Origin of the sequence: uncultured Thiocystis sp., from assembly GCF_903866365.1 — a bacterium.
GTDB lineage: Bacteria > Pseudomonadota > Gammaproteobacteria > Chromatiales > Chromatiaceae > Chromatium.
On sequence record NZ_CAIPNF010000322.1, the window covers coordinates 1 to 2,044 of the forward strand.

General features: G+C 66.7%; 1 protein-coding gene and 1 pseudogene. Both read right to left on the reverse strand.

The features are described 5' to 3' along the window. Position 1: 1 nt before the first annotated feature. Positions 2–436, reverse strand: a complete 435-nt coding sequence (locus QZY07_RS18310) for a DUF1810 family protein (protein ID WP_295405810.1) — start codon at positions 434–436, stop codon at positions 2–4. Then, positions 425–1,801 (reverse strand): annotated as a pseudogene (locus tag QZY07_RS18315) (transposase); the annotation flags it as partial. The gene QZY07_RS18310 and the pseudogene QZY07_RS18315, both read right to left, overlap by 12 nt. Between the last annotated feature and the right edge of the window lie 243 nt (positions 1,802–2,044).

Below are 2,044 nucleotides of genomic sequence, written 5' to 3' on the forward strand. Positions count from 1 at the left end.
ATCAATCGTCCGGCGTGAGTGTGCATTTCCGAATGGTCGCCGGGTCAGGCTCACCCTGAAAGAAGCTGTCGAGCAGCCGCTGGAACACGGAACCCTCGGGTGACACAAGCGCGAATAGGGTGGCGCAGGATCGCAGTTTCAGGTCATCCGGAGTGCCAAAGATCGCCTGCGCGGAGCGCCCCTCCAGGCAGATGAGCGCCTCGGCGCACGCGCGCAGGCGTGGCCCGAGAACCGGATGGTTTAGGTACGCCTCGGCTTCGGCGAGACTGTTGATCGCATATCGCTGGGACATCGCACTGAGCCCTAGCAGCCTGTCGGACTTTCCCCTCGGTATCGCCGGTTTAGGGCCAGGGAGGGCCGTTCGTGGCGAAAAATAGCCTGTTGTCGGGAAAAAGCGCGGTTTTCCTTTGCGTATCCCTGACGGCGGGCGCAACACGGCCAGGCGTTTTCGATTCCAGGCCAGGCACACCAGCGTCCACTCGTGTTGGACATTGGCCAGGCCGCGGGTGAGAAACTGGCGAAAGCCCATCACGGACTTGATGATCCCAAACACCGGTTCGACGGTTTGTTTGCGCAGGGCGTCGGCGGCCCGGCCGGCGCGGCTTTTGAGCCGGTGGGCCAGGCGCTCGACCGGGGTCGCGTCCGGTCTCAGCACCGGCGGTTCGCCGAAACGCTCCGACCAATGGGGATGATGCTGTTCACGTTTGATCGCGATCAACGGCGTGCTCCCGGGCGCTTCGCACGCCACCACGTTGCTTTCGCGGAAGTCGCCCGCCTCGGCCAGCCACTCTTTGGGCGGGTTCAGCCCCTCGGGGAGCGCCTGCACCCGCTCGACCATGGGCGCCAGTGGCTCCTTGTCGTTGGGCGCTTGGGTCACCGGCGCCACCAGGATCAGCAGGGACTCGGTGTCGACGACGGCCTGGGCGTTGTCGCACGGCTCGAAGCCGCCACCACTCACCGGCAGGATGCGCGATGCTTCATCGGTCAGGTTGCGTTGATCGTTCGGGCGTGGGCCGGGGATGGGCGCCTGGGGCGGTTTCCCGCCGGGCTTTCGTCCGCCCGCCGCGGCGTTGGCCGCACGAGCGGCAAGCTGGGCCTCGTGGTCGGCCTGCTCACAGGCAAACCGTTGCGCCGCCCGGGCTTCGCGCTTGGCGTTGGCCGCGGCGATCGCCGCCAAGCGATCCTCGCGGCGCTGGAGTTCTTCAGGCAGGTTCAGGCCGTCGGGGGTATTGACCCCATCGGCTGGCGCGGCCAACGCGAGCAGGTCTTGAACCGCGGCCTTGAGGTGCGCCTCAAGGGTCTCGGCATGCCCGTCAGAAAGCGCGCTGTGGCGGCTGGCGTTGGCGTGGATCCCTTCGGCTTCGCTCAGGACAGGCTTGGTCCCATCCAGGCTCACCCGTCCGAAGCAACGGAGCTGGTTCGTGCGGGCGACCTCCAGCACCTGGACGAACACCGCTTCGAACTCCGTCGCGAAACGCCCCCGAAACGTGGCCAGGGTGGCGTGGTCGGGATGGTGATGGCAGGCGATGAAGCGAAAGGCCACCGAATCAAACGTGGCCCACTCGATCTTGCGGCTGGAGTAACCGCCCGTGGCGTATCCGTCAATCAATCGCGAAAGCCTCATCGCCGGGTGATCGGGCGGGCTCCCGCGCCCGGCGTACGCCTGCTCCAGGGCGCTCAGATCCAGCGCGTCCACCACCTCCACCACGTCGCGCGCCAGATGCCCCTCGGGCAGCCAGTCCTGTAACGACAGGGGCAATTCCAATGGGGTGTCGCGATCGATCGGTTGGAATCGGGGCATGGTCAACGTTCCTGAGCGAGAGACGCGGCAGTCTACCAAGCCGGTCAATGCCCAGCCGCGCCAAAGTCCGACAGGCTGCTAGGGCGATGGCCACGGTCACCGAGCCGCTGCCGCCCACGTCACCGGCATCCGCGCCCGGCGCTGGCAGTCCGTGGTGACGGTAAGTGGGAGCGAACACAGCGCCTCAGCGGTGAGACAAAAGCATCGGCAGCCCGTAGCGGGGACGCAGAGTCAGGCGCCCCA